The organism is Bartonella elizabethae F9251 = ATCC 49927, assembly GCF_000518165.1.
GTDB lineage: Bacteria > Pseudomonadota > Alphaproteobacteria > Rhizobiales > Rhizobiaceae > Bartonella > Bartonella elizabethae.
Window position 1 is genome coordinate 1 of the sequence record NZ_JADB01000040.1, and the last position, 1,663, is coordinate 1,663.

The following is a 1,663-nucleotide window of genomic DNA, read 5'->3' on the forward strand; positions in this document are numbered from 1 at the left end:
CTTAAGGCTGATGGAGCCAAACAGACAGCTGATGATGCCAAGGATATGGCGAAAGAGGCAAAAGGTTTATCGGAACGGGCGACGGATTCAGTTACAGAACTGACAAAAAGAGTATCCCAAGTAGAAAAGTCAGTAGAGACAGCTTTAACAGAAGCAAGAGAAGCCAAGGAGAAATTAGAAGAAGCAAAAGGCACAGGCGAACAAGCATTGCAAACAGCTTCAGAAGCTAAGGGTTTGGCGGAATCTGCGAAAAGTGCAGCAGATAGTGTAACAGAGAAAGTAGAGCAAGCGCTAAAAGAAGCTAATGATGCGAAATCTAAAGCAGAAGGCTTAGAAACAATAGTTGATGAAGCAAAATCTACGAGTGATCAGGCAAGCCAAACCGCCTCTAGCTCTAAAAATTTATCAGAAGAAGCCAAACAAGAGGCAAGTCTTGCGAAGACAGCTGCGGAAGAAGCGAAAAATGCATTGACACAAGTGCAAGAGAAGGCAGAGAGTAACAGTGATAGTATTTCCAAACTTCAAGTCAATGTGAATTCTCTTTCCACTGATTTTTCAGAGAGTGCGCGTTTTGTTCAACCACAAAGAATTCTTGAAGCGGATTTGCAAAAAAGAAGAGGTATTATAATCAACAACGGGGCATTTTTTCGCTGTTATCATGGTGAAGAGCATGGGAATAGGTACACCTTGCACCGTCTTACAATGGGTATGAGTCTCCCTATTATACAACCTCTTGAAGCTGGAAAAGATTATTATATTTACATTATGCCAACCCTCACTGATGATGATGAGATTAGCTTTAGTATTTCGGACAATCCAACGGCTCCTGATGGTTATACAGAGGATAATTCTGAAAAAATCGGTGGATTTCATACGCTTTGTGCAGATGTTGGAGAGATTGAAGATCATCCGTTATCGGGTTATCAAGCGGGGGATATTCTCCCTGATTCTGTTTGGTGTTTAAATCACCGTCCCAGAAGTGATCCAGAGGGAATGGTTTACGATCCGTGGAAGAATATTTGGGTTGATATTTATCTTCAATCAGGGACAGATGAAAATACGAAGTCTGCCTATGGTGTTCCAATTACAAGCAATCGTAGCTATTCTGACCATCACGTGGATTTTTCGTCTGTTAATAAGAGATTTTTGACGAGTGATGAGTTCGCGTCTTGCATGTATGGAATCAATTCTGGAACCAGTATTATAGGCAATAAAGCGCCTTCTCCCAAAACGTCTGGAGGACACGTTGATACAGCCAATCGTCGTATGATCTCGTATATCGGTTGTGAGGATGGTTGCGGTTACGTGTGGCAATTTTTGTCTGGTTGTTATCCAGTGACTAAATGGCATACAGGGGAACAAAGCAGCAGTTTACGTGTAGACGTAAATGTTATGTTGGGAGGAGGCGATTGGTCTGGTGATGCTAGTAATGGTGAATTTGCGCGGAACTTTGCGCATTCTCGTTATGATTAAGATGAAAAAATAGGCGCCCGTGGATGTAGTGATCCGCTTTATTTATCATATTAACGCTAGACTGGTTAGAAGATCATTTTATTTAGCCCCACTGATGTGGGGCTTTTTTTATGGAGGATTGAGATGAGAAAGATATCAAAGGAAGGATTAGAGCTTATCAAACAATGGGAAGGCTTGCGTTTAGAGGCAT

General features: G+C 41.8%; 1 protein-coding gene and 1 pseudogene. Both read left to right on the forward strand.

What is annotated here, in order from left to right; all coding sequences use genetic code 11:
• The coding region (locus T429_RS11115) for a phage major tropism determinant (RefSeq protein ID WP_026500978.1) at positions 1-1,473 on the forward strand (1,473 nt) is incomplete at its 5' end.
• 123 nt (positions 1,474-1,596) lie between these two features.
• Positions 1,597-1,663, forward strand: a pseudogene (locus T429_RS11230) (lysozyme); the annotation flags it as partial.